Here is a 1,932-nt window from a genome sequence, read left to right as displayed (position 1 = left end):
TATGTTGATTCGAGGAATAAGTACCGAAAACTCCGTGGAGATACTAATCTTTAAACAAACCTCTTCATTCAAAAATCATTAATCTTCAATCAACAATCTTATGATTTTATATAACGTAACTATCAACATACACGAAAGCGTTCACGACCAATGGATGCAATGGATGCAAGAAAAACACATTGCCGATGTGTTAGCAACCGGGAAGTTTTCAGCTGCCCGAATGGTAAAGGTTTTGGTAGAAGAAGAAATGGGCGGAACAACCTATTCTATACAATACACAACGGACAGTAAAGAAACATTACAACGCTACTACGATGAAGATGCTCCAAGATTACGCGAAGAAGGGTTACAATTATTTGGAGACAAAATGCTGGCCTTTAGAACGGAGTTGGAGTTGATTTCGGAACATTAAAAATGTTTATAGTTTATGGTTTGTAGTTTATAGTTACTAACCAAAAACTAAAACCCCTAAACAACAAACCCTATGGACGTAAGAGCCAAAAAACATCTCGGGCAACACTTCCTAACGGATGAATCAATTGCCAAAAATATAGCCGATACCTTGAGTTTTAACGGCTTTGATATTACTTTGGAAATTGGTCCAGGAATGGGTGTGTTAACCAAATATCTTTTGGACAAACCAACCGAAACCTATGTTATTGAAATAGATACTGAGTCGGTTGAATATTTGAATGAACATTATCCAAAACTGCACGGAAAAATCATTTCTAAAGATTTTTTAAAATACAACATCAACGAAGTTTTTGAAGGTAAACCTTTTGCCATAATTGGTAATTTCCCCTATAATATTTCATCACAAATTGTGTTTAAGTGTTTGGAATTGCGCCATCAAGTACCTGAGTTTTCAGGCATGTTTCAAAAAGAAGTAGCCGAACGTATTTGCGAAAAAAAAGGTTCTAAAACCTACGGAATTCTATCTGTTTTAGTTCAAGCTTTTTATGAAGCTGAATATCTGTTTACGGTTAGTCCCGATGTTTTTAATCCACCACCAAAAGTAAATTCGGGTGTTTTGCGCTTACGCAGAAAAGAAAATTTTACGCTGCCTTGCAATGAAAAATTATTCTTTTCGATAGTAAAAACTGGTTTTCAACAACGCCGCAAAACCTTGAGGAATAGCTTAAAATCATTTAACCTTTCGGATAATTTAAAAGAAGATACTATCTTTGACCTTCGTCCGGAACAATTAAGCGTTGAACAGTTCATAGAACTTACTCAAAAAATAGAAGCCAATGCAGTTTAAAATCAGCAAAGAACTTTTAGCACAAATTGAACAACTCATTCACTCCAAAAATGATTCGGAGTTGGAAGTGTTGCTTAATGATATGCACCATGCTGATATTGCAGAGATTTTCGAGGAATTAGAAATTGACGAAGCGACTTATATTTTCAAAATACTGGACAGCGAAATCACCGCTGAAATTCTTCCAGAACTAGAAGACGATGTTAGAGAGAAAATTCTTCATGGTCTTTCTGCCAAAGAAATTGCTGAAGAATTAGATGAATTAGACACGGATGATGCTGCCGACATTATCGCCGAACTTTCGCAAAGCAAAAAGGAACAGGTAATTTCGGAGTTAGAAGATGTTGAACACGCCAAAGACATTGTCGATTTATTGCGTTACGACGAAGATACTGCCGGTGGTTTAATGGGTAAAGAGTTAGTGAAAGTCAACGAAAACTGGAACGTGCTTACCTGTGTCAAAGAAATGCGAATCCAAGCAGAACATGTTACAAGAGTTCATTCTATTTATGTGGTTGATGATGAAAATCGACTAAAAGGCAGATTGTCTCTAAAAGATTTGTTGACGACTTCTACCAAAACGCCAATCAGCGATGTATATATCAAAAAAGTAGACTCTGTAAAAGTGGACACGCTAAACACTGAGGTAGCTAGAATCATGCAAAAATATG

General features: G+C 36.2%; 3 protein-coding genes. All 3 read left to right on the top strand.

Annotation, left to right across the window (positions count from 1 at the left end):
• Positions 1 to 100: 100 nt before the first annotated feature.
• Positions 101 to 412 carry a DUF4286 family protein gene (locus ACOYLP_RS11840; RefSeq protein WP_422856374.1) on the top strand — a complete coding sequence of 104 codons (312 nt, stop codon included), beginning with the start codon at positions 101 to 103 and terminating at the stop codon, positions 410 to 412.
• Between the two features lie 72 nt (positions 413 to 484).
• Positions 485 to 1,261, top strand: coding sequence for a 16S rRNA (adenine(1518)-N(6)/adenine(1519)-N(6))-dimethyltransferase RsmA (rsmA, locus tag ACOYLP_RS11835; protein ID WP_422856373.1), 777 nt, complete (start codon positions 485 to 487; stop codon positions 1,259 to 1,261).
• Positions 1,251 to 1,932: magnesium transporter (locus tag ACOYLP_RS11830; RefSeq protein ID WP_422856372.1), on the top strand; the 682-nt coding region annotated here is incomplete at its 3' end. The genes rsmA and ACOYLP_RS11830, both read left to right, overlap by 11 nt.

Origin of the sequence: Flavobacterium sp., assembly GCF_049318325.1 — a bacterium.
GTDB lineage: Bacteria > Bacteroidota > Bacteroidia > Flavobacteriales > Flavobacteriaceae > Flavobacterium.
The sequence above is the reverse complement of the archived record's forward strand: the minus strand, read 5'-3'. Positions and strand labels throughout refer to the sequence as shown.

Excerpts from the sequence above, each read along its gene's own strand:
- ACOYLP_RS11840 (WP_422856374.1), top strand. The coding sequence starts at position 101 with ATGATTTTATATAACGTAACTATCAACATACACGAAAGCGTTCACGAC.
- rsmA (WP_422856373.1), top strand. The coding sequence starts at position 485 with ATGGACGTAAGAGCCAAAAAACATCTCGGGCAACACTTCCTAACGGAT.